At 55.4% G+C, this 1,975-nt stretch carries 2 protein-coding genes; both read left to right on the forward strand.

The window, feature by feature from the left end; all coding sequences use genetic code 11:
* Window positions 1-171 precede the first annotated feature (171 nt).
* Window positions 172-975 (forward strand): aminoglycoside O-phosphotransferase APH(3'')-Ib, encoded by an 804-nt coding sequence (aph(3'')-Ib, locus tag ACOT0L_RS23885; RefSeq protein ID WP_001082319.1) that lies wholly within the window; start codon window positions 172-174, stop codon window positions 973-975.
* Window positions 975-1,811 (forward strand): aminoglycoside O-phosphotransferase APH(6)-Id, encoded by an 837-nt coding sequence (locus tag ACOT0L_RS23890; protein WP_000480968.1) that lies wholly within the window; start codon window positions 975-977, stop codon window positions 1,809-1,811. Before aph(3'')-Ib ends, ACOT0L_RS23890 begins: the two co-directional genes overlap by 1 nt.
* The last annotated feature ends 164 nt before the right edge of the window (window positions 1,812-1,975 follow it).

Genomic DNA, 1,975 nt, shown 5'->3' on the forward strand with positions numbered 1-1,975 from the left:
GTGGCGGTTTTCATGGCTTGTTATGACTGTTTTTTTGTACAGTCTATGCCTCGGGCATCAAGGCGAGCTCAGAGACCATGGAAAGCATGTTCTCGGACTTACGTAGCAACTCGTTTCTTTTCGCAGGTTGAGCCACCTCCGCGCTTCATCAGAAAACTGAAGGAACCTCCATTGAATCGAACTAATATTTTTTTTGGTGAATCGCATTCTGACTGGTTGCCTGTCAGAGGCGGAGAATCTGGTGATTTTGTTTTTCGACGTGGTGACGGGCATGCCTTCGCGAAAATCGCACCTGCTTCCCGCCGCGGTGAGCTCGCTGGAGAGCGTGACCGCCTCATTTGGCTCAAAGGTCGAGGTGTGGCTTGCCCCGAGGTGATCAACTGGCAGGAGGAACAGGAGGGTGCATGCTTGGTGATAACGGCAATTCCGGGAGTACCGGCGGCTGATCTGTCTGGAGCGGATTTGCTCAAAGCGTGGCCGTCAATGGGGCAGCAACTTGGCGCTGTTCACAGCCTATCGGTTGATCAATGTCCGTTTGAGCGCAGGCTGTCGCGAATGTTCGGACGCGCCGTTGATGTGGTGTCCCGCAATGCCGTCAATCCCGACTTCTTACCGGACGAGGACAAGAGTACGCCGCAGCTCGATCTTTTGGCTCGTGTCGAACGAGAGCTACCGGTGCGGCTCGACCAAGAGCGCACCGATATGGTTGTTTGCCATGGTGATCCCTGCATGCCGAACTTCATGGTGGACCCTAAAACTCTTCAATGCACGGGTCTGATCGACCTTGGGCGGCTCGGAACAGCAGATCGCTATGCCGATTTGGCACTCATGATTGCTAACGCCGAAGAGAACTGGGCAGCGCCAGATGAAGCAGAGCGCGCCTTCGCTGTCCTATTCAATGTATTGGGGATCGAAGCCCCCGACCGCGAACGCCTTGCCTTCTATCTGCGATTGGACCCTCTGACTTGGGGTTGATGTTCATGCCGCCTGTTTTTCCTGCTCATTGGCACGTTTCGCAACCTGTTCTCATTGCGGACACCTTTTCCAGCCTCGTTTGGAAAGTTTCATTGCCAGACGGGACTCCTGCAATCGTCAAGGGATTGAAACCTATAGAAGACATTGCTGATGAACTGCGCGGGGCCGACTATCTGGTATGGCGCAATGGGAGGGGAGCAGTCCGGTTGCTCGGTCGTGAGAACAATCTGATGTTGCTCGAATATGCCGGGGAGCGAATGCTCTCTCACATCGTTGCCGAGCACGGCGACTACCAGGCGACCGAAATTGCAGCGGAACTAATGGCGAAGCTGTATGCCGCATCTGAGGAACCCCTGCCTTCTGCCCTTCTCCCGATCCGGGATCGCTTTGCAGCTTTGTTTCAGCGGGCGCGCGATGATCAAAACGCAGGTTGTCAAACTGACTACGTCCACGCGGCGATTATAGCCGATCAAATGATGAGCAATGCCTCGGAACTGCGTGGGCTACATGGCGATCTGCATCATGAAAACATCATGTTCTCCAGTCGCGGCTGGCTGGTGATAGATCCCGTCGGTCTGGTCGGTGAAGTGGGCTTTGGCGCCGCCAATATGTTCTACGATCCGGCTGACAGAGACGACCTTTGTCTCGATCCTAGACGCATTGCACAGATGGCGGACGCATTCTCTCGTGCGCTGGACGTCGATCCGCGTCGCCTGCTCGACCAGGCGTACGCTTATGGGTGCCTTTCCGCAGCTTGGAACGCGGATGGAGAAGAGGAGCAACGCGATCTAGCTATCGCGGCCGCGATCAAGCAGGTGCGACAGACGTCATACTAGATATCAAGCGACTTCTCCTATCCCCTGGGAACACATCAATCTTACCGGAGAATATCGTTGGCCAAAGCCTTAGCGTAGGATTTCGCCCTCTCCCGCAAACGACCCCTATGGTGCAGCGATCACCGAATTGAAGCGCGAAGGAAAGCTGGACCGGGAGACGGCCC

This window comes from Enterobacter cloacae complex sp. XAL002 (assembly GCF_049236805.1).
Taxonomy (GTDB): domain Bacteria; phylum Pseudomonadota; class Gammaproteobacteria; order Enterobacterales; family Enterobacteriaceae; genus Enterobacter; species Enterobacter intestinihominis.